Genomic DNA, 1535 nt, shown 5'->3' with positions numbered 1-1535 from the left:
TTCGGCTGGGGCGCCTGCTTCCGCCGCTTGGCTCGCGACTACGAACGGCTGGCCCTCACCCTGCCGCAGTTCCATTTCCTGGCCTGCGTCACACTCCTGCTGGCAAAAGGCGTTTTTCTCCCCACCAGTCCATCACAGGCTTTAGGGCACAAAAAAGTCTGTTCCGCTTGGAACAGCTAAGTTTGAAGTATTCGACCCCTTCAACCTGCGTGTGCCATGACAGAGCAGACCGTTGCAATGTACTGCTTCCTCGACAAATTTTTGCGTGCTTGTTACCCGCGCTGGTGCGATAAGCGTCGGCATCTGTTTGATGCGGAGGTGGTGACCACAGCCTTGCTGGCCGCCCGCTTCTTCGGCGGCAATCTGGCCGCCGCCCGGCACTATATGCAGCAGCATTGGGGCCTGAAAGCGCTGGACAAGAGTGGCTTTACGCGCCAGTTGCACCGCCTGTATGACGTGCTCAAAAGCCTATTTCTAGCCCTGGGGCAGCACCTGAAAGCGTTGAATACCGAGTTCCGCTACCTCATCGACTCGTTTCCGGTGGCCGTGTGTGACAACATCCGTATCGCCCGTTGCCGGCTGCTGCAGGACCCGGCCTATTGGGGCTACTCGGCCAGCAAGCGACGCTATTTCTATGGCTTCAAGGTGCAACTCGTCATGACGCACGACGGCCTGCCGGTGGAGTTGTACATCCACGCTGGCCGCGAAGCCGACATCACCGGCCTCAAGGCCCTGGCTCCGCAACTGCCCGAAGGCAGCGTGCTCTATGCCAATGCTGCCTACACCGACTACGATTGGGAGCAGGCGTAGCGCGAAGTGGAGCAAGTAGAACTGCAGGCCAACCGGCGGGCCAACAGCAAACGGCCGCACGAACCGTGGCAGAACTTTCTGATTAGCTTTTTCGCAAGGGCGTGGAAACCACCATCAGCCAGATTACGGAGCGCTTCCCCAAGTCTATCCATGCGGTGACAGCACACGGATTTGCCCTCAAACTGTTGCTCTTTGTCTTCACCCATACCCTCGCCGAATTAAGCGCTTAATCCCCAACTTGGGTTACTTATCGTTCCAACCGGCCTGTTGACGGCGCGCCCGCAGGCTACCTGGGCAGTGCCTGCCCTGCTGCAAGAGGTTGAACGCCAACTTGCGTAAGACGGCAAAGCTCCGAGTGGCTATCCGGTCGCGACTGCGTGCGTCATCTTCCCGGAAGACGACATCCAACACCCAGTGCAGGCTGTTCTCACTCGCCCAGTGGCGGCGCACCGCCTCAATCAGGACGGCTGGCGCGTCGGAGCAACTGGTCAGATACTAAACGACTATGGACTGTAAGTCCACAGGTTTGAGAGCGAATAAAATTCGGCGGTTTCGGCTAAAGCCGACGGAAAGAGGGCAACGCAAGTAGCTCATTCCAGAATGAAATTTTCGTTTCCGTTGGGGTGGGCTTTGTGGTGGTTCAGGTACGCTTCTAACAACTCATTCGTTATGTTGCCCACGCTCCACGCGCCCTCGCCAATACCCCGGAAATGACCGCCCCAATA

At 57.9% G+C, this 1535-nt stretch carries 1 protein-coding gene and 3 pseudogenes; 2 read left to right on the top strand and 2 right to left on the bottom strand.

Annotated features, from left to right (window positions below):
* A pseudogene (locus VF639_RS09595) lies at positions 1-180 on the top strand (hypothetical protein); the annotation flags it as partial.
* 36 nt (positions 181-216) lie between these two features.
* A pseudogene (locus tag VF639_RS09590) lies at positions 217-1040 on the top strand (IS982 family transposase).
* A gap of 13 nt (positions 1041-1053) precedes the next feature.
* Here the strand turns inward: VF639_RS09590 and VF639_RS25355 are convergent.
* Both VF639_RS25355 and VF639_RS25465 read right to left on the bottom strand, forming a co-directional pair.
* Positions 1054-1272 (bottom strand): hypothetical protein, encoded by a 219-nt coding sequence (locus VF639_RS25355; protein ID WP_414654696.1) that lies wholly within the window; start codon positions 1270-1272, stop codon positions 1054-1056.
* Positions 1273-1400: 128 nt separating this feature from the next.
* A pseudogene (locus VF639_RS25465) lies at positions 1401-1535 on the bottom strand (IS200/IS605 family transposase); the annotation flags it as partial.

Origin of the sequence: Hymenobacter sp., from assembly GCF_036387835.1 — a bacterium.
Lineage (GTDB): Bacteria > Bacteroidota > Bacteroidia > Cytophagales > Hymenobacteraceae > Hymenobacter.
Note: the sequence above shows the minus strand (reverse complement) of the source record. Positions and strands in the feature narration are given on the sequence as shown.